Raw genomic sequence first — 23,819 nt, 5'->3', positions numbered from 1 at the left:
AACCGTATAGCAAATCTTATCTTTACGCCGAAAAACAAAACCTATGTATTTTTTAAAATTTGATTGGAACCCCGTAACGGGAATAGATATAGTTGGCAATTTTAAACTTCATTTTTACAGCCTTATGTGGGTTTTTGCATTTGTGGCCGGTTGGTATATTATGAAGCGTATTTTTACCAAGGAAAAGGTGTCGCTTACCTATTTGGATCCCTTATTTATTTACACCGTTTTAGCAACCATGCTCGGTGCGCGTTTAGGGCACGTTTTGTTTTATCAATCGGAATTGATAACCGAAGATTTTTTCAGTATTTTTCTGCCTTTTAAATTTAAAGGCGGCTTTGAGTTTACTGGTTTTCAAGGCCTTGCAAGCCATGGCGCCGCTGTTGGTATAATTATAGGTATGTATTTGTATCGTAAAAAATACAACTATAAATCTCTGCTTTGGATTTTAGACCGAGTGGTAATATCTGTAGCATCCGGTGCGGTTTTTATCAGAATTGGAAATTTTATTAATTCCGAAATTATCGGAAAAGTAACCGATTCCAGTTTGGGTGTTCGGTTTATTCAAGATCAATATTACAAGGGTCAAATCACACAGCTCACCGGTATAAAAGATGTGCAAAAAGCCTATGAAGCGGTAACCAATAATCCACAATTTGCTGAATTGTTGGAAGCGGTCCCTTACAGACATCCCGCGCAGTTATACGAAGCATTTTGCTATGTTTTTGTGTTTTTAATATTATGGTATTTCTATTCGAAAACCGCTAAAAAAGAACAAACGGGTTTTCTTTTCGGACTGTTTTTAATTTTACTTTGGACGATTCGTTTTTTTATCGAACGCTTTAAAGAGCCACAAGGCGATGAATACATCAACTGGTTTGGCTTAAATACAGGGCAATGGCTAAGTATCCCGTTTATACTCATCGGGCTGTATTTTATGTTTATTTACAAACCAAAAACAGCTACTAAATAACATGTCATTTAAGTATTTAAAATTAGTTGTCTTTCTGCTAATTACAATAAGTATATCGTCTTGTAAAAAAGACAAAAAAGTTATAAAGCAAACCGAAGTTACGTTTACTAAAGAAGGCGAACTCACCCTATTTAAAACCACGACGGACTCTACAAAAGTGCTTATTGATATTGAAATTGCCGATACCGATTACGACATTCAAACCGGTTTAATGTACCGCAATTCCATGGAAGGCAACCAAGGCATGTTGTTTGTTTTTGATGATGTTACAGAGCGTTCCTTTTACATGAAGAACACCAAAATTCCGTTGGATTTAATTTTTATCGACGGGAACAACACCATTGTAAGTTTTCAAAAAAACGCGAAACCTTTTGACGAAAGTTCGTTGCCATCAAACGCACCGGCAAAATATGTTTTAGAGATTAATGCGGGTTTGGTTGACACTTGGAAGCTATCCGTTGGAGATAGCATGAGTTTTGTAGACTAACCCAATCTTTTAAAAATATGTATATTTATAGGAGATTAAGGCTTAAAAAATATGCAAATTGTTCCTGTTTTACCTTCGCAGAATATTGATAGAGATGTTGCTTGGTACTTAGAGCATGTAGGTTTTGAACTGGTACACAAAGACAGCATGTATGCCGTTTTAAAACGAGATAAACTCTATATGCATTTACAGTGGCATGCCGATACGGCCGACGACCCATTGCTTGGTGGTTCGGTCATTAAAATATTTGTAGATAACATTAAGCCTTATTTTGAAGAGTTTGTAAATCGAGGCACATTAAACAAAGATAAATTACGACTTAAAACCGATTGGAACACCAATGAATTTGGTTTTTACGATTTAAATAATAACGCCATATTTTTTGTTGAAGATGTATAATTTGGCTTTATGAAAGTTTTATTTTTTAGAAAAATAACAACATGAAAACAACACCGGAACACAATGAACGTATCGCAAAAATGAAATTTGCATCGGTTTACCCACACTATATCACCAAAATTGAAAAAAAAGGCAGGACAAAAGAAGAACTGTATCAAGTAATTGAATGGCTTACGGGTTTTGATGATAAAAAAATTCAAGAACTCATTGATGAAGAGGTCACTTTTGAAACCTTTTTTAACAAAGCCAAATTAAACCCTAATGCACACCTTATAAAAGGCGTTATCTGTGGTTATCGAATTGAAGAAATTGAAAACCAATTAACCAAACAAACCCGGTATTTAGACAAGTTAATTGACGAATTGGCAAGAGGAAAAAAGATGGAAAAAATTTTAAGAACCGAATAAAAGAATCTTTTCTTCAACGCATTTCAATATAAAAAAACTGAATAAAAAGTCTTTTGAATTTATTTGTCAGGTTAAGCTTGTCGAAACCTATATTGATTATCAATAAGTTAAAACATTTCGACAAGCTCAATATGACATAGAATTAGACTTTTTAGACAACCTTATCTTTATAAGTCAATAAAAAAATCATTGTATAATCCGTCATACTAAACTACAACACATTATCCATAATATCTTTTACCACTTCGGGGTTTAACAATGTAGACGTATCGCCCAAATTACTAGTGTCTTTACAAGCTATTTTTCTTAGGATTCGTCGCATAATTTTCCCCGATCGTGTTTTTGGCAAACCGCTAGTAAACTGAATTTTATCAAGTTTAGCAATAGGCCCGATATGCTCGGTTATAATTTGATTGATTTCTTTACGTAAGTTATCTTGGTCTCGACTTTCGCCTACATCTTTTAAAATAACATAGCCGTATAAAGCGTTTCCTTTAACATCGTGCGGGAAACCAACTATGGCCGATTCTGCTACTGCGGGATGCTCGTTTACGGCATCTTCAATTGGTGCGGTACCTAAGTTGTGTCCAGATACTATAATAACATCATCTACTCTACCCGTAATTCTGTAATAGCCTACTTCGTCTCGCAGAGCGCCATCGCCTGTAAAATATTTATTTTCGTAAGCTGAAAAATAGGTATCTTTATAACGCTGATGATTGCCCCAGATAGTACGTGCCATTGCTGGCCACGGAAACTTGATACACAGTCGTCCATCAACCTGATTCGCTTTTAATTCATTGCCTTCTTCATCCATTAAAGCAGGTTGAATTCCAATAAATGGCAATGTGGCATAAGTGGGTTTGGTTGGTGTAACAAACGGAATTGGTGTAATCATAATACCACCTGTTTCAGTTTGCCACCAGGTATCCACTATGGGACTTTTCTTTTTTCCGATGTTATCATTGTACCAATGCCACGCTTCTTCGTTTATGGGCTCTCCCACTGACCCTAACACCTTAATAGATGATAAATCGTGTTTTTCTATAACCTCGGTACCTTGTTTAGCCAAAGCACGTATAGCTGTTGGTGCCGTATAAAATTGATTCACTTTGTGTTTTTCAACAATATCCCAAAAGCGACCAAAATCCGGATAACTTGGTACACCTTCAAACATTAAGGTGGTTGCGCCATTTGCCAATGGGCCGTAAACAATGTAACTATGCCCTGTTATCCAACCAATGTCTGCCGTACACCAATACACATCATTTTCTCTATATTGAAACACGTTTTTAAACGTATAGGCCGTATAAACCATATAGCCTGCCGTGGTGTGCACCATGCCTTTAGGCTTGCCTGTAGAGCCAGAGGTGTATAAAATAAACAAGGGATCTTCGGCTTTCATCACTTCAATTTCGCAGGCGTTGGAAGCTTCGTCCAACAAAGGTTGTAACCATTTATCGCGACCCGCTTTCATTTGAATATCGGAGTGAATTCGTTTTGCAACCAATACGGTTTTTACGCCCGGGCAACTTTCCAAGGCTTCGTCTACAATACCTTTTAAATCAATGGTTTTTGCACCGCGATAAGAACCATCGCTAGTTACCACCATTTTACAGTCGCTATCATTAATTCTTGTTGATAACGCTGTAGCGGAAAACCCAGCAAATACTACCGAATGTATAGCGCCAATTCTGGCACAAGCCAAAATGGATATGGCCAACTCGGGAATCATGGGTAAATAAATACAAACCCTATCACCTTTGGTAATGCCTTGGCTTTTTAGCACATTGGCAAACTTGTTAACGCGTTCGTGCAATTGTTTATAGGTAATATGTTCCGCTGGTTCTTTAGGGTCGTTTGGTTCAAACAAAATAGCGGTTTTTTCGCCTCGTGTTGCCAAATGTCTATCGATGCAGTTTTCGGTAATATTAAGTTCTGCGCCTTCAAACCACTTTACTTCAGGTTTGTTAAAATCCCAGCTTAATACATTGTCCCATTTTTTTTGCCACATAAAATGCTCTTCGGCTACTTCTTCCCAGAAATTTTCGGGCTCGCGAACAGATTTCCTATAAACTTGATAGTATTCTTCTAAGTGTTTTATATGGTAATTACTCATGTTTATTTAATGATTTTATTAGTGTTTAGTTCAAATATACAATAAAGATTTTTTTGAAACCAACGCTCCTCGAGGCTGACCCATAGAGGTAATTTAGCAGGTTTGATTATTAACTGAAATTGTAAAAAACAAAAATCTATATTTAGATTCCCGTTTTCACGGGAATGACAATTTTAATGGAAACCCCGAGGCAAGCCTCGAGGAATTATTTTTCAATTAATACTCCCATCTTACAAAGGCTTCCATTGCCGCGTAGTGTGCCAAACCTAACTCGTCGTACAGACCAGCTGTTTCACTGTTTCGGTCTTCGGCACGTTGCCAAAACTCTCTACTATCCGACCCTTGGAATACCACGCCATCTTTTTGCGATTGGTGCTTAAATATACCTTTTCTTTTCTCAAGAACCTGGTCTGGTCCCATTGGTACAGCCATTTCTATCTCATCGATACCCCATTCTTGCCATGCACCTCGGTACAACCATACCCAACAATCTTTCATGAATTTTTTAGGTTTTAGGTTTTTAACGGCTGCAAAAACGGCATCCAAACATACTTTATGTGTCCCGTGTGGATCGGCCAAATCGCCTGCGGCATATACTTGATGTGGTTTAACTTTCTCGATTAGGTCCATGGTTATTTTAATATCTTCCTCACCTAACGGATTTTTTTCAATGGTACCTGTTTCGTAAAACGGTAATTCCATAAAATGGATTTGCTCATCTGGAATACCTACAAAATGACAAGTTGCTCGCGCTTCTCCTTTTCTAATTAATCCCTTTATATATCTAACTTCTTCGGTATCGATTTCACTTGATTTTTTATTTTTCAGAAAAGTAACGGCTCTTTTATAAATATCTTCGGCTTCGGTACTTTCAATTCCAAATCTCTCATTGTAATCGCAAACAAAACTTGCAAAACGCAATGCTTCATCATCGGCAACCGCAATATTACCCGATGTTTGATAACCTACGTGCACCTCGTGACCTTGTTCGTGCAACCTTTTAAAGGTACCTCCCATACTAATGATATCATCGTCTGGATGTGGACTAAAAATGATAACACGTTTTTTAGCTGGTTCTGCACGTTCTGGTCGTTTGCTATCGTCTGCACCTGGTTTTCCACCTGGCCAACCTGTAATGGTGTTTTGTAATTTATTGAATATTTTTATGTTGATATCATAAGCTGGTCCTGCATCGGCCAACAAATCACTCATACCGTTTTCAATATAATCTGCATCCGTTAGCATTAAAATAGGTTTCTTTAAATGAAGTGCTAAACTTAATACGGCTTTTCTGATAAGTCTGTCGGTCCAAACAATTTTTTCAACTAACCACGGTGTATTGATTCTTGTTAGTTTTGATGATGCTGCTTTATCTAAAACAAAGGTGGCGTTGTTGTGTTCTTGCAAATAAGATGCCGGAACACGACTGGAAACTTCTTCTTCAGTTGAAGCTTTAATGATATTTGATTTTCGTTCTCCCCAGGCTAAAAGAATCACGCGTTTGGCTTCCATGATTTTTTTAACACCTATGGTAATGGCTGTTCTTGGTGTATTCTCTAAACCTTTAAAATCGCCACTTGCGGCAACTCTTGTAATATGGTCTAAAGCCACCAAACGTGTTTTGGAGTTTTGCAGGGATCCGGATTCGTTAAACCCGATATGACCGTTTCCACCAATACCCAATATTTGCAAATCTATGCCGCCAAACGCCTCTATTTTAGCTTCGTACTCATCGCAATAACTCCTAATCTCTTCTTTGGGCAATGTGCCATCTGGGATATAACAGTTTTCTGGCAATATATCTATATGGTCGAACAATTGTTCTTTCATAAAACGCACATAACTATTTACCGAATCGGGTTCCATAGGATAGTATTCATCTAAATTGAATGATACCACGTTTTTAAAACTCAAACCTTCTTCTTTGTGTAAACGCACCAATTCTGCATATAGCCCTTTTGGTGAAGACCCTGTGGCTAAACCTAGAATACAGGGTTGTTTTTGCGATTGTTTTACCCGAATAAGGTTTGCTATTTCTGTAGCAACTGCTTTTGATGCCGTAGCTGAATTTTCATAAACTACAGTACCAATATTTTCAAATCTTTTTTCGAAACCTGTTGCTTTGTCTATACTACTTTCTAACATTGTTCTGGTTTTAAGTTTTAATTATTGTTTTTTAATATATTTTCTAATACCCAAGTGGTATGAGCTCCTGTTTTTCCAGTTGATGGATGTGTTTTATTTTCCGATAAATGGTTTTTTATATTTTGAACGTGAAACAATTGAATGTTTTCAGGGTTCTCAATAAACAGACTTTCTTTATGGTCTCCGTGCTCTAATTCTACAGGCACTTCACCAAAAACCGAAAAACTAATTTTTCCTTTTTCGCCATAAATTTGAACATCATCTTCTCTTTTTTCCGTTCCAAAATTCCAACTGCCAGAACCGGTGATACCAGATTGGTGCATCCAACTTCCCGTAATGGCATCCATGGCAGTGTACAAACCTTGCTGATTTGTGGCAATACCTTGTGCATTGGTAATATCGCCCAACAAGTGCATAAATAAATCTATGCCATGGGATGCTAAATCATCAAAATAGCCCCCTTTTGCAATTTTTATATCGGTACGCCAATTGTATGTTTTGGCTAAATCAATATCGTTTGCCGGTTTGCTTAAATGCCAATTTATATGCCTTATCTTTCCTATTCTATTGTTCTCAATCCACGATTTAACTTGTTTAAACCTAGGAAGCGATCGCCTGTAATAAGCTACAAATAAGGGTGTTTTTTTTGCTTCAAAAGCCTTATTTATCAATAAACACTCGTCATAGGTTGGTGCCATTGGTTTTTCAATACAGCAAATTTTTTCTGCCTTAGCGACCTTTAATGCGTAATAGCAATGCGAGTCTGGCGGTGTTGCAATATATATAGCATCAATTTCGGGGTCGTTAATCAATTCATCTGCATTTGCATAAAACTTGGGAACGTTGTGCCTACTGGCATAATCCTTGGCCTTATCGACATTTCTGCGCATTACGGCCTGTAGTTCGAAACCCTCTACCTTTTGGTATGCTGGTCCACTTTTAAGCTCGGTAACGCTTCCGCAACCAATAATTCCCCATTTATAAACTCTACTCATGCTCCCCAAAAATCAATCTAAAAGTATATTATTTAGACGTCCAACTTTTAATTTTATGTCCCCAAATAGCAAAAAACAATATAATGGCATAACAAGGAATTAACACCCAATAACTGTCTGTTGCTGCTGTTGCGGCGGCATCTGCTTCTGCAATACCGCTAGTAATTAATTCGTGTTTATTGGCATCAACTATTCTACCGTATAAGGGTGGAATTATAGCTCCACCAGAAATTGCCATGATTAATAAGGCCGAAGCCGTTTTTGTAAACTTTCCTAAACCATCTAATGTTAATGGCCAAATAGCAGGCCATACTAATGCGTTTGCAACACCTAAAGCGGCTACAAATAATACCGATGTAATTCCAGTGGTATTTAAAATACAGAAACTAAATATGATACCCAAAATAGCACTTGCTATTAACGCTGTTTTTTGCTTCACATATTTTGGAATTAAAAACACCCCTAAGGCATAGGTGGCTACCATAGCCATTAATGTATAAGTGGTAAAGAATTTAGCTTCTTCTCCAGTAAAACCTAAGGATATACCATAAGCGATAATGGTATCTCCGGCAATTACTTCTGCACCTACATAAACAAACAATGCTAGAACACCCAACCATAAATGTGGAAATTGAAAGATACTTGTTTTAGTGCTTTTTCCTACTGCGGTTTCATCTGCTTCATCGGCTTCAACATGTGGTAACGGTGCTTTTCTAATCAACACGCCCAAAATAAATAACACCACAGCCATAACAACATACGGTGTAAAAACACTATCGGCCATAGTATCCAATAATTGTCCTTTTTCTTCTACAGATACGGTTCCTAACTTTTCTTTTACTTCGTCTATTCCAGACAATAAAATAGCACCAAATATTAAAGACCCCAAGGCTCCCGCTACTTTATTGGCAATACCCATAATAGCAATACGTTTTGCACCACTTTCAATAGGTCCTAAAATAGTAATGTATGGATTTGCTGCTGTTTGTAAAATAGTCATTCCCATGCCTTGAATAAAAATAGCTACCAAAAACACCCAATATGTACGGGCTTCTGCTGCCGGAATAAATACCAAGGCACCAATTCCCATAATAATTAAACCAAGAGACATCCCTTTTCTGTACCCAATTTTAGTTAAAATATAGGATGCGGGTAAGGCCATAACCACGAACGATATGTACGATGCCGAGGCCACTAAGTAAGATTGCGCTTCGGTTAATTCGTTTATGGTTTTCATAAATGGAATTAAAGCACCGTTAATCCAGGTTACGAACCCAAAAATAAAGAAAAGTCCCGCTATTATTATAATAGGTACTAAAGTGTTGTTTGGTTTTGTGTTTTGCTCCATAATTATTGGTTGATTTAAGTATTATAGTTGATTAATTTTTTCCGTAAAACTTTGTATGAGCTTAAATTGATTTTTGGCGCGATCTAAATTATGCTCTGGGTATTTTGTTTTGTAATATATATCGTTGTTTAAATAATCGGTTAAAAACCTTAAAGCCATAATGAAAATCATGGTTTTTGCCGCTAAAGGCAAATATTTAAGCTCCGTTGGTGTAAGTGAAGATTTCATTTTTTTCAGAAATCCTTTGGTATAAGCTTTGTAATAATCAACATTAAATTCTACCAAATCCAGGTCGGTTTCATCTTCGGCAGCTGTATTACAAATGGTTCTTATGGCATCTCCAAAATCATAATGCACAATTCCGGGCATTACCGTATCGGTATCGATAAGGCACAAACCTTTGTTTTTCTTGTTAAAAAGCGCGTTTGATATTTTTGTATCGTTATGGGTTACGCGTAGTTTTATAGCTCCGGATTCCTTTAATTTTTGAAGAATATGCATTTCTTCTTTTAAATCTTCAACCTGCTTAATATAATCTTTAGCTTTTTCCAATCTTTCTTTTGAAGCTATTTTAAGAGCGTCTTCAAATTGCGAATAGCGAAAAGACATATCGTGAAACTTAGGAATAACTTCGGTGAGTTTTGAAGCATCGAAATCGCTGGTAAGTGTTAAAAACTGACCCAATAACCGACCGCCTTGATAGGCAATATCATCGTTATCAACTATTTCATAGGTCACGCTTTTATCAATAAAATACATTAAATTCCAATAATTGCCTTCTTCATCTCGGTAATAAGATTCACCCGATTTGGTTTGTGCAAACGCCAATACGCGGCGCTTTTGCTTTTTTACGGACAGGTTTTTTAGTTTTTCTTGAATATGCTTACTAACCGCTACCTTATTTTCAATTAACCCAGGAACATCTTTAAAAACCCCATGATTGATGCGTTGTAGCACAAAATGGGGTTTCTTTTTTGTTTTAATTAAATAGGTATCGTTTATATGCCCTGAAGCTAATTCTTGATAGGATTCGAACTCGCCTTGGTGTTCAAATTGACCGAAAATAAATTTTAATTTTTCTGTTAACATCTACCAAAGTTTAGTTGGATAAACACCTTGTTCCTTTAAGTCTTTTATCGCTTTTTCAACAATTTCCTTGTCTTCTTTATAAGTTACCCCAAACCATTTGGCATCTGATTTTAAAACTTCAACAGTGGCTTTTCCGGATTTAAGTATCTCATTTACAATAGACGGTATATAAAATTCTGCTTTTAAATTAGTTTTATTGGCCTCTAAAAATTCTTCAAACAATTGATTTCCGAAGTTAAAACATTTAGGCGTAAATCCCCAAAAATTCATGGAAACAATTGTGTTTTCGTCAATAGGAATAAAATTCCCATCTTCATCTTTTCGCATTAACTTGCCATCAATTTTTTCAATGTGGGTACGTTCGGTTACATCAGTTAAAAACCCGTTTTCATTTACTTCGCACTCGCCTCTTGACACATAACCATGCTCTGAAATCGTATTTTTCAACAAGTAAGCCATGGTATTAAACTGGTAAGATTCTTTATCCTTTGTCATTAAGGATTTTGCCATCACCTCAAAAGCTTCCTTTCCGTAAAAATCGTCGCCATTTATAATGGCAAAGTTTTCATTAACAGCATCTTTTGCCATTAAAAGTGCATGTCCGGTGCCCCATGGCTTTACGCGCTCTGGGTTAATATATTTTTCAGGAACACTGTCAAGTTCTTGGTAAACATAAACTACTTCGGCTTTCCCTTCCAATTTTTTGTTGAAGATGTCCTTAAAGTCTTTTTCGAAACGTTTTCTAATAATAAAAACAAATTTTCCAAATCCCGCTTGAAGCGCGTCGTAAATTGAAAAATCGATAATGGTATCGCCTTCGGGTGTAAACGTATCCATCTGTTTTAAACCGCCGTAGCGGCTCCCCATACCCGCGGCTAAAATTACAAGTGTTGGTTTTTCCATCTTATATATTTATGTTTTTAAGCCTGATTTTTGTTGAACGGAAACAATTTAACACGCGTTATATTCTGTTTTTCACGCCTTTAACCCTTGCAAAACATTGCCTAAAGGAAACAAACTTACAGATTAATTTGCCAATAAAAAAGGAAATATATAAAAAATGTGTTCGAACACATTGATATTTTAATCTATATTTTATATATATTTGTGATAGATGAAAAAATACACCATAAAAGATATTGCCGAATTAGCTGGAGTATCTAAAGGCACTGTAGATAGAGTAATCCATAAACGCGGTAAAGTTTCGCCGGCGGCTTTGGAAAAGGTTACCAAGTTGTTAGAAGAAATTGATTACCAACCAAACCTTATTGCCAGAAGTTTAAAGAATACCAAGAACTACCATATTTGCGTTATTCAACCCGACCCGAAAATCGACCCCTACTGGCAACCTTGTACAAATGGCGTAAACGATGCTATTAACGAGTATAATTCGTTTGGGATTACCATTGATTCTTATTATTTTGATCATACCGATACCCGATCCTTTTTGGAGGTCAACAAAACGGTTTTAAAACAATTGCCCGATGCGGTTTTAATAACCCCTGTTTTTCATAAAGAATCGATTGAGGTTATTAAAATATACAATGCCAACAATATTATTGTGAGCACGATTAACGACCCTTTAGAATTAAACGGCATTACCAATTATGTTGGACAGGATTTAATACAAAGCGGCCGTATTGCTGCGCGACTTATGGAAATGATCGTGCCAAAAAACAGAACCATTTTAATTATTCACCTCGATGAAGTTTTTAACAACTCCATTCACATGCAGCTAAAGGAAAAGGGGTTTAAAAATTATTTGGAGCGTTTGCCAAACAGCAAGTTCAACTTAAAAACATGTAGTTTACAGCAAACCGATTTAGACAAGAAATTACACGATTTATTGAAAAAGCCCAATGACATTTCAGGCATTTTTGTAACCACATCCAAAGTGTACAGCGTTGCCAATATTGTTAAAGATTTCCCTGATTTAGAAATAAAAATTATTGGTTACGATTTATTGGATGAAAACATAAAGTACTTAAAAAACAATGCCATTGATTTTTTAATCAACCAAAACCCCAAACACCAAGCGTATCTTTGTATCACACAACTTGCTGAATATTTTCTGTTCGACAAAAAAATTCCCAGGCAGAAATTATTACCCATTGACATTATTAACTCCGAAAACTTTGATGGGTATACCCACAATTAATTCACATAAATTGTAAAATGCCAAAAGACGACGGCGTGTGAAAATTGGGTTCTTCCGTTTGCGGGTTTACCCAAGTTATCCAAGTTGGTTCGTAGTTGCCATCTGCTTGTTTGTGGTATTTGGCACGATAGATTCCCGTTTCAATTTTTCCGTCTTTCACTAAATTAAATCGCTTTAATGAAGCCAAACTTATTGCACCTTCAACCGTGAAAAAGTTTTCTTCTTTATTGGATTTCACATTAATATCCTCTGATGGCCAATTCCAATAAAAATCAAAATCCTTATTGGGTTTAGCTATAAAATCCATAATTCTGGGGGTTGGGTCAATCTCCAAACAATAGTAGGGATTCAAGTTTTCATCAGCTCTAAAAAAAAGTTCCACACGATCGGAGTTGTTTATACTGAGATGCGTATCATCGGTTGAATCAACATAAATTTCAGCATCAAAAACCTTAAAGCAAAAGAATAAATGTTCGGTATTATAAAGGGCCCTAAATTCAATTTTATCAACACCCTTTTTATCCCAAGGCGAAATAAAATCAGTTAATACTTCGGCTTGTTCCCAAGCTTTGTCAAGGCCTTTTCCCGTGAGCCGTAATGTATTTCCTTTAATAGAATTTACTCGATAGGTCTTCAAAATCATTCGGTTATTTTAAGTTTATAAATATGACTTTTTTAATGCATCACCACTATGAAAAAATAATCGTTTTATTATTGTAAACCATTACTTTTCTTTTGGCATGCAATTTAACGGCGGTAGACAATACGATTTTTTCCAAATCGCGTCCTTTTGCAATTAAATCCTGTACGTTGTGGTCGTGCGAAACGTGTGCCACATCCTGCTCTATTATGGGACCTGCATCCAATTCTTCGGTTACATAATGGCTGGTTGCCCCAATAATTTTCACCCCGCGTTTATAAGCTGAATGATACGGTTTTGCGCCCACGAAAGCAGGCAGGAATGAATGGTGTATATTTATGATTTTACTCGGATATTTATCGATTAATTTATCCGAAACAATTTGCATATATCTTGCCAATACAATAAAATCGATGTTGTATTTTTCGAGCAATTGCAGTTGTTTTTCTTCGGCTTCGGCTTTGGTGTCTTTGGTAACGGGAATATGGTAAAATGGAATTTTAAAGTTATCGGCAATGGGTTTCAAATCCATGTGATTACTAACAATAAAAGGAATTTCCAAACCGAGTTCTCCAGAATTGTAACGCCCTAACAAATCATACAAACAGTGGTCGTATTTAGATACAAATACCGCCATTTTCAGTTTTGCATCCGATGCATATATGCGCCATTTCATATTAAATTTTTCAGCTAAAACATCTTTAAATTGTGTTTTAAAATTTTCCATTGAAAAACTAACGCTTTCAAATTCGCCTTCCAATCGCATAAAAAACGTATCCTGAACGCGATCTACATGTTGATCGATATAAACAATATTCCCGCCGTTATTCGCCACAAAAGAAGTAACGGTTGCTATAATGTTTGGTCGATCTTGGCAGTTGATTAAAATAATAACTTTTGCAGCTTTCATAAATTTTAAGCTTAGTCTTTTTGAATTAAAAACGGGTAAACACGTTACAATTCGCTTGTAAAATTGAATACAATAATAATAAATTGAATAGATTAAAGGACTAAAAATGAGGTGCAAAAATTCATTTTTGAAGAAACCTCATTAAATGTAAATTTTTAATGGTAAAATTTGACAAAAGCCGGATTTTAAGTCAAATATCCCATAGCTTTAGCGTCCGCTTAAATGCGCTTTTATATACTCGGTGGGCGAATAGTTTTTCGTTTTTTTAAATTGCCGGTTGAAGTTAGAAATATTATTGAAACCAGATTCAAAACATATTTCAGAAATACTGTACTTTTCTTCCATCAACAACTTACAGGCGTACCCAATACGAACTTCGTTTAAGTATTCGCTAAAGGTTTTCCGATTTACGCGTTTAAAAACCCTGCTAAATGCGGTGGGATTCATACAGGCTATGCTGGCTACATCTTCTAAAGTGATGCGCTCTTTAAAATTTTTAATAATGTATTCGTAAACCTCGGCTAAATTAGTTCGTCCTGTTTTTTTGAATGAATTTACAAACCCCATGCTCGATAACAATTTGTAATCTTGATGATTTGCCAGTAAATTCAAGATTTTTAAAAAGGAAATGGTTTTATCGAAACCTTTTAAGTCCTCTAAATTTTTAATCCGTTTAATCGCCAAACTTAAATCTCCCGAAAACCTAACCCCGTATTGCGCATTTTCAAATAACTTTTTAATGGCGTTCATTTCCGGCATATTGAAAAATATTTCACCTGCAAAATTTTCATTAAAATGAATGGCAATGGCTTGTGCCTCCAATTTAGAATCTTCTTTAAAATATTCTTTATCATTTAGCCACATGTGCGGTAAATTTTTACCAATCAAAACAATTTCCCCAACATTAAACTGCTCAATATTATCACCAATAAAGCGGGTTCCGGTGCTTTTTAAAATGGTAACAAGCTCAAATTCTGGGTGGTAATGCCAAATTTTCAAAAAATTAGGGTAGCAATTATTACTAATCGAAAAAGAGGCGTTGCTCAATTTAGTACTTCTGTCTAATAAATGTAATTTCATTAACCCTCGATTTCTTAAATAAACACATAAATATTTGATGTGAAAATATAAAAACCGTTGGATTATAGCAAAGAAAGTATCAACAAAAGATAAAAAAATATTAATCGCGTAAATGGTTATTTACACTTATACTCGATTAATAATCACGGATTGAACCAGTTAGTTAAGAAACCAACTTAAAATCTTGTAAATTAAATTAAATGATTTTTAAAATCTTCCACTTTTTCACAACAAATTTGCTCCATAACCTGTTGCAATTGGGTTTTTAAAAGCGATATGGTATGATCGCCGCCTTTGTTTCCTAAAGCAGCTACGCCATACATAAACGATCTTCCCATAAAGGTGAACTTAGCGCCGGAAGCTAAACTTCTTGCCACGTCCGGTCCGGAACGAATGCCGCTATCCATCATCACTTCTATTTGATTGCCGTATTTTTCGGCAATTCTTGTTAATGGTTTTATGGTAGATTCTCCCGCATCCAATTGCCTGCCACCATGGTTGGACACAATAATACCGTCCAATCCAAGGTTTATGGCGCGTTCGGCATCAAGCTCGTTGGCCACACCTTTTAATACCAATTTGCCTTTCCACATATCTCTAATTGGTTTTATTTTTTCTTCGTTTAACCTACCCGAAAATGTGTCGTCCATAAATTTTCCCAACTGTTTTAAATCAAGGTTTTTAGGCATATATGGCTTTAAGGTTTCAAAATTTGGTTGCCCATGTTTTAGGGTTTGAAACGCCCAATTTGGTTTCCCTAAAATTTGCAACATATTGTTAATAGACATTTTTGGTGGCATAGCTAAGCCATTTCGTATGTCTCGTGGTCTAAAACCAAAGGTTGGCACATCGCATAAAATAACCAAAGTATCGTAGCCGGAGGTTTCGCATCTTTTTAAAATATCGTCCCTTAGCTCATTTTTAGCTGGGTGATATAATTGAAACCAAGCTTTGCCTTCGGTCAATTCAGAAATACGCTCAATGCTACTGGTTGTTACCGTGCTTAAAACAAACGGTATATTATGCTTGAAAGCGGCCTTTGCCAATATTTCCGGCGCATTTGGCCACATTAAACCCTGTAAACCAACAGGAGCGATACCAAATGGCGCATCGTATTCGTGACCGAACAACGTGGTTTTCATGCTCGATGCTGTGTGCTTACTGAGATACTCTGGCAACAACTCTACCTCGCGTATCTCAGCAGTATTTTTATAGAGATTTATATCCTCATTACAACCGCCGTCCAAATAATCAAAAGCGAATTTTGGAATCCTTTGTTTGGCACGTGTTCTTAAATCTTCAATAGATGGGTATTTGGTATTGAAACTCACAACAGTTACATGTTAATTTTATTATTTTTCGAAGGTGTGTTTGGCATAGTTTAATTCTAAAGCATCGTACCTGTCTTTAAAAGTATTTAATCGTGCACTGAAATCTTCCCAATCCCTGTTCTCTTTTGATGACCAAACGACTTCGGAAAGCGCAGACATACGTGGTAAAATCATATATTCCACGTAATCGGTAGTCTTCATGTACTCTGACCATACATTTCCTTGTGCGCCTAAAATATACTGGTGCTCGTCTTCACTTAACTCTTTTGGGGTAGGCTCGTATGCATACACATCGGCAACCGTGGTTTTTCCACCAATGGCCAAAGGTTCGTTGTCCTTATCTTCAGTTTGGTAATGGTCGAAATAACAGGAGTGCCCCGGCGTCATGATAACGTCGTGCTTTTGTTTTGCCGCTTCAATGCCACCTTGTGTTCCTCGCCACGACATAACGGTTGCGTTTGGCGCTAAACCGCCTTCTAAAATCTCATCCCAACCAATTATTTTTTTTCCTTTAGAATTCAAATATTTTTCAATGCGCGTGATAAAGTAGCTTTGCAATTCGTGCTCGTCTTTTAAGCCTTCGTTTTTGATTCTTTTTTGGCAATTCGGACATCTTTCCCAATTTGCTTTTGGGCACTCGTCGCCTCCAATATGGATATAAGTTGAAGGGAATAACGGAATTACCTCATCTAATACATCTTGTAAAAAAGCAAAGGTTTCTTCTTTCCCGGCACAATATACATCTGGAAAAACACCCCAGGTTTCTTGTACGATTTTTGGGGTTCCGGCCGCTTGAATCTCTTTTCCTTTTTCCGAGCCCATATCATTGGTAACCTTGGTTGGCTCATCTGGGAAACAACTTAAATACGGATAAGCGGCAATGGCTGCGCTACTATGCCCGGGCAACTCGATTTCCGGGATTACAGTAACGTGTTTTTTTGTGGCATAAGCTACAATATCCTTAACATCGTCTTGGGTGTAAAAACCACCGTATTTTTCCTGATCGTTTGCCGTTCCCGGGTGGTGGCCAACTATGGTACCATTTCTCCACGCTCCTATTTCAGTGAGTTTTGGATATTTTTTAATTTCAATACGCCAACCTTGGTCTTCGGTTAAATGCCAATGAAACGTATTCATTTTATGCATTGCGATTAAGTCGATATACTTTTTTATAAAATCTACGGGGTAAAAATGGCGTGCCACATCTAAGTGCATACCTCTGTATTGGTATCTTGGATTATCGGTAATTGACACAGCAGGAATGGTTAATTCTTTTAGGCTGCCATTTGCCAATTCGATGCTTGACGGCATGAGTTGCCTTAAGGTTTGAATACCATAAAATACGCCTTTTGTGTTTTTACCGGCTATTTCGATGTTATCGAACGCTACATTTAAGGTGTAACCTTCATCGTTTTCGATGGAATCATCTAATTTAAGAGTAATGTTTCCCGAACCTTCAGTTGAAAAATTAACGGTTGCTCCCGTTGCAGCACTTAACATGCCTGCTAAAAATTCACCTTCATTCTTCAATGCTTCACTTCCTACGATTTTAGTATTTCCATCTACCAAAAACTTACCTGATAATATGTCTAGTTTTAACGGTTTTGGTATAACTTGATAATCTGCTTCGGTGTTTGCCACATCCTTGTATTTATTGGTACAGGAAAAGCTTAATAAGCAAATAAGTGCAATAATTGAAATCCTCATTGTATGTAATTTAATTGTTATTTATAGTTGATATATTTTTTCCATTAAAAGCCATTTTTCGCCCGCTTTTGCAATTGGTAAGGCTTGTTGGTAGGTCCACATTAAAGCTTCCCATTCTTGTACTTTTGGGTTGTTGGCATCCATTTTAGATTTCTTTTCGAATGAAAAAGAAGCGTTCACTTCCATAATCATAAACAAACGGTTGGCAACGCAGTAAATCTCTAACACTTCAATACCCGAATTTTTGATACTTGCCGTAATTTCTGGCCAAATTTTTTCGTGGTATTTTTTATATTCTGCGATCAGTTCATCATCATCAATCAAATCTAAAGCAAAACAATGGCGTTTTAGGTTTTTCATTTTATACTATGCTGAATGTAATACATCGTCTGTAGCCTCATGTTTCTTAAAAACCCTTAAACCGTACCACGCGATATAAACAAAGCACAGCAATGGTAAAATGAATGAGAAATTAACTTCTGAAACCCCGATAATTTGAGTATCTGCAACACCGTTTCCGCCGGCATCAATAATCATACCTTGTAATTTAGGCATTAAAGCGCCACCAACAATGGCCATAATTAATCCCGCTGAACCTACTTTGGATTGTTCTTCGGTTAAATCGCCCAAGGCAATACCGTAAATAGTTGGGAACATTAACGACATGCAAAAAGATACGCCGACTAAACTGTATAAACCAAAAATACCTTTTATGAAAATGGTGCCCAAAACAAAAACGATGGCTAATAAAGCGAAATACATTAACAGTTTTCCCGAACTCATAAACCTGAGCATATATGTGCCAACGGCTCGTCCAATGGTAAATATTACGAACGCCGCCATTTGATAGTAGCCTGCCGTAACGCTATCCATTCCAATGGCTTCGGCGTATTGGTAAATGTAGGTCCAACACATAATTTGAGCACCTACATATAAAATTTGCGCAAGTACACCAAGTACGTATTTCTTGTTTTTTGCCAAAGTTGCGAAGGTATCGCCAATACTGGGCATACCGCCTTCGTCTTTAGATTGCGGCATTTTGCTAACTACAAACAATACAAAAACGCCAATAAGCACCAAGCCTAAAATAACATACGGATTACGTATAACCAATAAATCGGACGTTTTTATCAACACTTTTGAAGCTTCATCTAAAGCGCTAAAATCTGTAATATCATCGGATTGTAAGTTTTTTAAAATGAATTGCTGTGCAACAAATAAACCGGCAATTAATCCCACAGGATTAAAAGCTTGCGCTAAATTTAAACGCTGTGTTGCGGTTTCTTTTGCGCCCATTGCCAATATGTATGGGTTTGCCGCGGTTTCTAAAAAAGCTAATCCAAAAGTTAAAATATACAATCCTAAACAGAAAAACATGAAACTCTCTGATTGTGCCGCTGGATAAAACAGTAATGCCCCGGTGGCGTATAAGGCCAAACCAATTAAAATCCCTACTTTATAAGAATACTTTCGCATAAACATGGCTGCTGGTAATGCCATACAAAAATAACCGCCATAAAATGCCATTTGCACCCAGGCCGCTTGCGAATTTGAAAGTTCCAATACCTTTTTAAACGCTTGTACCATAGGGTCGGTTACGGCATTCGCAAAACCCCAAAGGGCAAATAAAGAGGTTACTAAAATAAAAGGAATTAGCATCTTTTTAGACACTACAACAGGTTTTGATTGGCTCATTTTTTATTTTTTATTTGTGTTTGTAACGGGTAAAAATTACTGAACAATTTTAATCTTTTATATTTTTTTCGCTAAACAACTTATAATGCCCTATCTAAATGTGTATATCCGCCATCAACAAAAATTAATTGTCCGGTGGTATGACTCGATTTATCCGAAAGTAAAAAAACCGTTGTATTTGCTATTTCTTCGGCTGTTGTCATTCTATTTTCCAAAGGAATATGTTTGGTAATACTCTCTAATTTTTCCTCTGGATTATCAAATGTTTTAATCCATTTATCATATAAAGGTGTGTAACATTCGGCTACAATAATGGCGTTAACCCTAATGCTGTACGGCAACAACTCTACTGCCCATTCTCGGGTTAAAGCATTACGTCCACCATTGGCTGCGGCATAACCCGATGTTCCGCCTTGTCCGGTAAACGAGGTTTTAGAGCCTATATTCACTATACTTCCCTTGCTTTTTTTCAACTCTGGTAAAGCATGGTGTGCAATAAGATAATAATGTACCAAATTACATTTTAACGATTTCATAAAATCTTCATAACTACCGTTTTCAAGACTTACACCATCGTTTACGCCGGCATTATTTACAACAGCATCAATACGTCCGTATTTCTTCACAGCAACATCAACAGCATTTTTACATTGTTCGGGATCGCTCAATTCTGCTATGGCATAATGGGCTTCCTTTCCCTCTGCATGAATTTTTTTTATAACCGCCTCAACACTTGATTTATTTCTACTAATTATTACAGGAATAGCACCTTCGGCAATTAAGGCTTCCGTAATTCCCAAACCAATGCCTTTTGAGCCGCCCGTAACAATAACAACTTTGTTTTTTAAGTTTAAATCCATTTTAGAATTTATATTGATGTAATCCGGTTTTTAACAATTATGTTTCCGCAAGGTAACAAATCTAATTTTTGATTGACCAAAAAGCCAATCTTTAAACAACCTAATTTGATACTTTTATTGCCTAATCATCAAAATAACCGGCAAAATAAACACTAATTTTATTGATTTATTATGATTTACTTTACATATTATTTCACTCATTAAAAACTTCCATTATGGGTTGTCCTCTCCAAAAATCAGGGGCTTTAAAACCTAAAAGATGAGCAATAGTTGCAGCTGTATCGTAGGTAACAATACTGGAATTAAGCTTGCCTTTTGCCGATAAACCTTTACCGTAAACAATCCAAGGGATTTCGACCTCTAAAAGCGTTTTCCCACCATGCCCCATACCAATACCTCCATGGTCCGAAGTGAATATAATGGCGGTGTCGTTTAATAGATTATGTTCATCTAAAGTCTTAACAATCTCGCCAATTAAATCATCTATTTTTTCTACGGCTTCGTAATATTCTGGGGTATCATGACCAATCTCATGGCCTTCATTATCAGGGTGTGTAAAATGAATAAAAGTCAATGCCGGTTTTTCGTTTACAATAAACTCTAAAGCGCTGTCTTTGGTTTCTTCATCAGATTTTCCATTAAAATCCAAATCCACCATACTTTTTTCAAAAAGATAGCCAATGCCTCCCCAGGTATAGGACACGCCTTTTTTAGCCTCGGGCATTTGCTCATCAATTAAACTAAAAATGGTGGGATAAATTTGTCCTTTGCCTATAATTCTTGATGGCAATTCCGGTGTTTTACTGCCCCATTCGGTATAACCGTGTAATTCTGGGCCCGAACCCATAATCATAGATGCCCAATTTACCGCACTAGACGATGGCAACACTGCTCTCGCGTTTAATGAGTACGACCCTGCTTCCATGAGTTTTCTTAGGTTAGGCACCTTAGCTTTTTTAAAGGCATAAGCACCAAAACCATCCGAACCAATTAATATGACATGTTTTACAAGAGGTTTGGGTTTTTCTTCTTGTGGTTTAGATTGACAAGATGCTAATATAAATATGAGCCCTATTAATGTTGCTTGAATTTTTAAGATTGATTTCATGGTTTTATTTTAAAGTAGATAATTTTTCATTTAACCAAATTTTTTCACTTTTTGGTAATTCAATGTCGACCGAAACACCATTATATGTAATGTTTTTTATTTGGTTTTCTTTTGATAACAATCCAACTTTTACAAGTTTTCCGTCTTTCCACTCGATATCAACTTCAATATTACCTCGAGCTTTTAAACCTGAAATTTTTCCTGTTTTCCAATTTTCCGGTAATGCGGGAAGAATTCTTAAAAAAGGTTCGTGCGATTGCATCAACAGTTCCGCAACACCCGCCGTAAACCCGAAGTTTCCATCAATTTGAAACGGCGGATGCTCATCAAATAAATTATCGGCGACAGATATTTGCATGAATTTTTTAATATTTTCCTGTGCGGATTTTGCATCCAGCAATCTTGCGTTTAAGTTAATCATCCAAGCTCGACTCCAGCCCGTGCCAGCACCACCATGTTGCAAACGGTAATCTATTGTTTTTTGGGCGGCTTCAAAGGCTTTAGCGTTGCTCTCCACAATTTTGTTTCCCGGATGCAAAGCATATAAATGCGACATGTGCCTATGCCCTTTTTCGGGTTCATCATAGGGTTCGTTCCATTCTAAAATTCTACCATGGTCGCCTATCACAATGCCAGGAAATAACCTTGCCCGTTTTAATCGAACTTCTTCAACAAAAGCATTTTCAATATTTAATATTTTAGAAGCTTCTAAAACATTATCAAAAGATTCGGCTATAATTTGATGCCCCATAGCGCTTCCAAACGATACGGCACCCGAATTTTCTTTATCGAAAAAATAAGAGTTTTCAGGTGATGTTTCTGGGCTTGAAACCCAATAATTCGTTTTTGGGTCTTTCACCAACCAATCCAAATAAAACTCCGAAATCGATTTTAAAACAGGATAGGCTCTTTGCTCTAAAAAATCTGCATCCTGTGTGTACAAATAATGCTCCCAATAATGTTGTGACGACCAACCGCCACCATGTATCCAAGACCCCCAATAAGGCTGTTCTGCCCGCATAAAAGCCGGTGCCCACAAATCGGTTGTATGATGCACCACAGCGCCACGTTGAATCCCATATTGCTTTTTGGCGGTTACTTTACCGCGTTCAACAACTTTATCTAAAAAATTAAAAAAGGGCTGATGCAGCTCACTTAAATTAGTAACCTCAGCAGGCCAATAATTCATTTGCAGATTGATATTTAAATGATAATCGGCGTTCCAAGGTGCTTTAATATGCTCGTTCCAAATGCCTTGCAAGTTGGCAGGATTGGTGTTTTCCCTTGATGACGCAATTAACAAATACCGGCCGAATTTAAATAGTTTAGCGGCCAAATCCGGATCGTCTTCCCCTGCTTTAATTCGTTTTAATCGTTTATCGGTTGGTATGGAATCCAATGCTGTTCCGCCTAAATTAAATGCCACACGATTGTATAGTTTTTGATAGTCTTTTTGATGTCTTTTAAACAATACATCAAACGATTTGTTTTCTATTGATGCCAAATTTTCAAGGGTTTTCTCTTTATAATTTTCGTGATAAAATGAGGTGTTGCAAACCAAATAAAGTATTGCCTTATTAACGTTTTTTAAAACCAGCTCACCATTCTCAACTGCAATAGAACCCGAATCGTTTTTAACTTTAAGTCTGGTTTCAAATTGCACGCCATAATCGATGGGAAAAGGTTTAGAGTTTTTCATCCCAGCAAATTGGGTAACCATTCCAAGCATACTAATTTCACGGTTCGATGGGTTTGAGATTGCTACTGTTTCATGCCCGTTATCTTTTGGTCTATTAAGCTTTAGGTTTAAATTCAATCCCTCACTTGCGGTTGTGCTGAGTTCAATCACCAGCGCATCATCAACGGCAGAAGCAAATACTTTTTGCGAATAAGTATCGCCTTCAGAAGTATAACTTACCGTTGCCAGGGCATCATCTAAATTTAAAGCGCGTCTATAATTTTCAACCTCTTTTTTTTGATGAAAGTCGATAAACAAATCGCCCATGGTTTGATGGGAGCGCACAATGGATTTCAAAGAGAATTTTTCAACGATTAACTTATCGGCTTCTTGAATATTTCCATTTTTTATTAATCGCCTTATTTCCTCTAAATCTTTGGGGTTTCCCTTAAAATCTTCCCAATCGGCAGCCCCGGGCCACATGGAATCTTCATTGAGTTGGATGCGCTCTTGGTTTGTATTACCAAAAACCATGGCGCCTAAACGGCCATTTCCAACAGGTAAAGCTTCCATCCATTTGGTTGCGGGTTGTTCGTACCACAACATATCTTTATGGTTCTGCTCTTTTTTTTGACAGGCTACTACTAATAATAAAATTAACGCGAATTTGAAATGTTTTAAAAAGCTCAT

At 36.7% G+C, this 23,819-nt stretch carries 21 protein-coding genes; 5 read left to right on the top strand and 16 right to left on the bottom strand.

The annotated features are described in order from the left end of the window. Positions 1-43 precede the first annotated feature (43 nt). The 4 genes from lgt to RNZ47_RS15015 are packed head-to-tail and all read left to right on the top strand — an operon-like array spanning position 44 to position 2,266. Positions 44-973 carry a prolipoprotein diacylglyceryl transferase gene (gene lgt / locus RNZ47_RS15030; protein ID WP_311942166.1) on the top strand — a complete coding sequence of 310 codons (930 nt, stop codon included), beginning with the start codon at positions 44-46 and terminating at the stop codon, positions 971-973. A 1-nt stretch (position 974) separates the two neighbouring features. Then, entirely contained in the window at positions 975-1,460 is a 486-nt protein-coding gene (locus RNZ47_RS15025; RefSeq protein ID WP_311942164.1) for a DUF192 domain-containing protein, read from the top strand. Positions 1,461-1,511: 51 nt separating this feature from the next. Then, the gene (locus RNZ47_RS15020) at positions 1,512-1,859 is read left to right on the top strand and encodes a VOC family protein (protein WP_311942162.1); all 348 of its coding nucleotides are present in this window, start codon (positions 1,512-1,514) and stop codon (positions 1,857-1,859) included. A 41-nt stretch (positions 1,860-1,900) separates the two neighbouring features. Continuing rightward, complete coding sequence (locus RNZ47_RS15015; protein WP_311942159.1) at positions 1,901-2,266, top strand: DUF2200 domain-containing protein; 366 nt, start codon at positions 1,901-1,903, stop codon at positions 2,264-2,266. 211 nt (positions 2,267-2,477) lie between these two features. Here RNZ47_RS15015 and acs read toward each other — a convergent pair whose 3' ends face one another. The 6 genes from acs to RNZ47_RS14985 all read right to left on the bottom strand — a co-directional run bounded on the left by acs (position 2,478) and on the right by RNZ47_RS14985 (position 10,865). Then, positions 2,478-4,385, bottom strand: a complete 1,908-nt coding sequence (acs, locus tag RNZ47_RS15010; protein ID WP_311942156.1) for an acetate--CoA ligase — start codon at positions 4,383-4,385, stop codon at positions 2,478-2,480. Between the two features lie 216 nt (positions 4,386-4,601). After that, positions 4,602-6,530: a glucosamine-6-phosphate deaminase gene (gene nagB, locus RNZ47_RS15005; RefSeq protein WP_311942152.1), complete on the bottom strand. Its 1,929-nt coding sequence runs from the start codon at positions 6,528-6,530 to the stop codon at positions 4,602-4,604. A gap of 17 nt (positions 6,531-6,547) precedes the next feature. After that, positions 6,548-7,525 (bottom strand): Gfo/Idh/MocA family protein, encoded by a 978-nt coding sequence (locus RNZ47_RS15000; RefSeq protein ID WP_311942149.1) that lies wholly within the window; start codon positions 7,523-7,525, stop codon positions 6,548-6,550. A 28-nt stretch (positions 7,526-7,553) separates the two neighbouring features. Continuing rightward, positions 7,554-8,873, bottom strand: a complete 1,320-nt coding sequence (locus RNZ47_RS14995) for a sugar MFS transporter (RefSeq protein ID WP_311942146.1) — start codon at positions 8,871-8,873, stop codon at positions 7,554-7,556. Positions 8,874-8,894: 21 nt separating this feature from the next. Then, on the bottom strand, positions 8,895-9,962 hold the full coding sequence (locus RNZ47_RS14990; protein ID WP_311942143.1) for a phosphotransferase enzyme family protein: 1,068 nt from the start codon (positions 9,960-9,962) through the stop codon (positions 8,895-8,897). Then, a complete protein-coding gene (locus tag RNZ47_RS14985; protein WP_311942140.1) occupies positions 9,963-10,865 on the bottom strand; it encodes a nucleotidyltransferase family protein in 903 nt (300 codons plus the stop codon). A 211-nt stretch (positions 10,866-11,076) separates the two neighbouring features. On the opposite strand from RNZ47_RS14985, the gene RNZ47_RS14980 reads away from it, so the two are divergent. Beyond that, positions 11,077-12,120 (top strand): LacI family DNA-binding transcriptional regulator, encoded by a 1,044-nt coding sequence (locus tag RNZ47_RS14980; RefSeq protein ID WP_311942136.1) that lies wholly within the window; start codon positions 11,077-11,079, stop codon positions 12,118-12,120. 1 nt (position 12,121) lies between these two features. Here the strand turns inward: RNZ47_RS14980 and RNZ47_RS14975 are convergent, their stop codons facing one another. From RNZ47_RS14975 to RNZ47_RS14930, 10 genes are all read right to left on the bottom strand, one after another. After that, positions 12,122-12,763 (bottom strand): sugar-binding protein, encoded by a 642-nt coding sequence (locus RNZ47_RS14975; RefSeq protein WP_311942133.1) that lies wholly within the window; start codon positions 12,761-12,763, stop codon positions 12,122-12,124. Between the two features lie 46 nt (positions 12,764-12,809). Then, on the bottom strand, positions 12,810-13,670 hold the full coding sequence (purU, locus tag RNZ47_RS14970; RefSeq protein ID WP_311942131.1) for a formyltetrahydrofolate deformylase: 861 nt from the start codon (positions 13,668-13,670) through the stop codon (positions 12,810-12,812). 207 nt (positions 13,671-13,877) lie between these two features. After that, positions 13,878-14,750 (bottom strand): AraC family transcriptional regulator, encoded by an 873-nt coding sequence (locus tag RNZ47_RS14965; protein ID WP_311942128.1) that lies wholly within the window; start codon positions 14,748-14,750, stop codon positions 13,878-13,880. Between the two features lie 191 nt (positions 14,751-14,941). Next, complete coding sequence (locus tag RNZ47_RS14960) at positions 14,942-16,081, bottom strand: alpha-hydroxy acid oxidase (RefSeq protein WP_311942124.1); 1,140 nt, start codon at positions 16,079-16,081, stop codon at positions 14,942-14,944. 21 nt (positions 16,082-16,102) lie between these two features. After that, entirely contained in the window at positions 16,103-17,788 is a 1,686-nt protein-coding gene (locus RNZ47_RS14955) for a beta-N-acetylhexosaminidase (protein ID WP_311942120.1), read from the bottom strand. Between the two features lie 21 nt (positions 17,789-17,809). Continuing rightward, the gene (locus RNZ47_RS14950; RefSeq protein WP_311942117.1) at positions 17,810-18,148 is read right to left on the bottom strand and encodes an L-rhamnose mutarotase; all 339 of its coding nucleotides are present in this window, start codon (positions 18,146-18,148) and stop codon (positions 17,810-17,812) included. Between the two features lie 6 nt (positions 18,149-18,154). Next, the gene (fucP, locus tag RNZ47_RS14945) at positions 18,155-19,483 is read right to left on the bottom strand and encodes an L-fucose:H+ symporter permease (protein ID WP_311942112.1); all 1,329 of its coding nucleotides are present in this window, start codon (positions 19,481-19,483) and stop codon (positions 18,155-18,157) included. An 80-nt stretch (positions 19,484-19,563) separates the two neighbouring features. Further along, the gene (locus RNZ47_RS14940) at positions 19,564-20,343 is read right to left on the bottom strand and encodes an SDR family oxidoreductase (RefSeq protein ID WP_311942110.1); all 780 of its coding nucleotides are present in this window, start codon (positions 20,341-20,343) and stop codon (positions 19,564-19,566) included. A gap of 193 nt (positions 20,344-20,536) precedes the next feature. Then, positions 20,537-21,451 carry an alkaline phosphatase family protein gene (locus RNZ47_RS14935; protein ID WP_311942107.1) on the bottom strand — a complete coding sequence of 305 codons (915 nt, stop codon included), beginning with the start codon at positions 21,449-21,451 and terminating at the stop codon, positions 20,537-20,539. 4 nt (positions 21,452-21,455) lie between these two features. Next, positions 21,456-23,819 (bottom strand): glycoside hydrolase family 95 protein, encoded by a 2,364-nt coding sequence (locus tag RNZ47_RS14930; RefSeq protein WP_311942104.1) that lies wholly within the window; start codon positions 23,817-23,819, stop codon positions 21,456-21,458.

The organism is Hwangdonia seohaensis (genome assembly GCF_031932625.1).
Lineage (GTDB): Bacteria > Bacteroidota > Bacteroidia > Flavobacteriales > Flavobacteriaceae > Hwangdonia > Hwangdonia seohaensis.
Note: the sequence above shows the minus strand (reverse complement) of the source record. Positions and strands in the feature narration are given on the sequence as shown.

Coding starts and splice junctions, on each gene's coding strand:
- RNZ47_RS15025 (WP_311942164.1), top strand. CDS start 975: ATGTCATTTAAGTATTTAAAATTAGTTGTCTTTCTGCTAATTACAATA.
- fucP (WP_311942112.1), bottom strand. CDS start 19,483: ATGAGCCAATCAAAACCTGTTGTAGTGTCTAAAAAGATGCTAATTCCT.
- RNZ47_RS14980 (WP_311942136.1), top strand. CDS start 11,077: ATGAAAAAATACACCATAAAAGATATTGCCGAATTAGCTGGAGTATCT.
- nagB (WP_311942152.1), bottom strand. CDS start 6,530: ATGTTAGAAAGTAGTATAGACAAAGCAACAGGTTTCGAAAAAAGATTT.
- RNZ47_RS14965 (WP_311942128.1), bottom strand. CDS start 14,750: ATGAAATTACATTTATTAGACAGAAGTACTAAATTGAGCAACGCCTCT.
- lgt (WP_311942166.1), top strand. CDS start 44: ATGTATTTTTTAAAATTTGATTGGAACCCCGTAACGGGAATAGATATA.
- RNZ47_RS14985 (WP_311942140.1), bottom strand. CDS start 10,865: ATGGAAAAACCAACACTTGTAATTTTAGCCGCGGGTATGGGGAGCCGC.
- RNZ47_RS15020 (WP_311942162.1), top strand. CDS start 1,512: ATGCAAATTGTTCCTGTTTTACCTTCGCAGAATATTGATAGAGATGTT.
- RNZ47_RS14975 (WP_311942133.1), bottom strand. CDS start 12,763: ATGATTTTGAAGACCTATCGAGTAAATTCTATTAAAGGAAATACATTA.
- RNZ47_RS15015 (WP_311942159.1), top strand. CDS start 1,901: ATGAAAACAACACCGGAACACAATGAACGTATCGCAAAAATGAAATTT.
- acs (WP_311942156.1), bottom strand. CDS start 4,385: ATGAGTAATTACCATATAAAACACTTAGAAGAATACTATCAAGTTTAT.
- RNZ47_RS14930 (WP_311942104.1), bottom strand. CDS start 23,819: ATGAGCTTTTTAAAACATTTCAAATTCGCGTTAATTTTATTATTAGTA.
- RNZ47_RS14990 (WP_311942143.1), bottom strand. CDS start 9,962: ATGTTAACAGAAAAATTAAAATTTATTTTCGGTCAATTTGAACACCAA.
- RNZ47_RS14995 (WP_311942146.1), bottom strand. CDS start 8,873: ATGGAGCAAAACACAAAACCAAACAACACTTTAGTACCTATTATAATA.
- RNZ47_RS14955 (WP_311942120.1), bottom strand. CDS start 17,788: ATGAGGATTTCAATTATTGCACTTATTTGCTTATTAAGCTTTTCCTGT.
- RNZ47_RS15000 (WP_311942149.1), bottom strand. CDS start 7,525: ATGAGTAGAGTTTATAAATGGGGAATTATTGGTTGCGGAAGCGTTACC.
- RNZ47_RS14940 (WP_311942110.1), bottom strand. CDS start 20,343: ATGGATTTAAACTTAAAAAACAAAGTTGTTATTGTTACGGGCGGCTCA.
- RNZ47_RS14935 (WP_311942107.1), bottom strand. CDS start 21,451: ATGAAATCAATCTTAAAAATTCAAGCAACATTAATAGGGCTCATATTT.
- RNZ47_RS14950 (WP_311942117.1), bottom strand. CDS start 18,148: ATGAAAAACCTAAAACGCCATTGTTTTGCTTTAGATTTGATTGATGAT.
- purU (WP_311942131.1), bottom strand. CDS start 13,670: ATGAAAGCTGCAAAAGTTATTATTTTAATCAACTGCCAAGATCGACCA.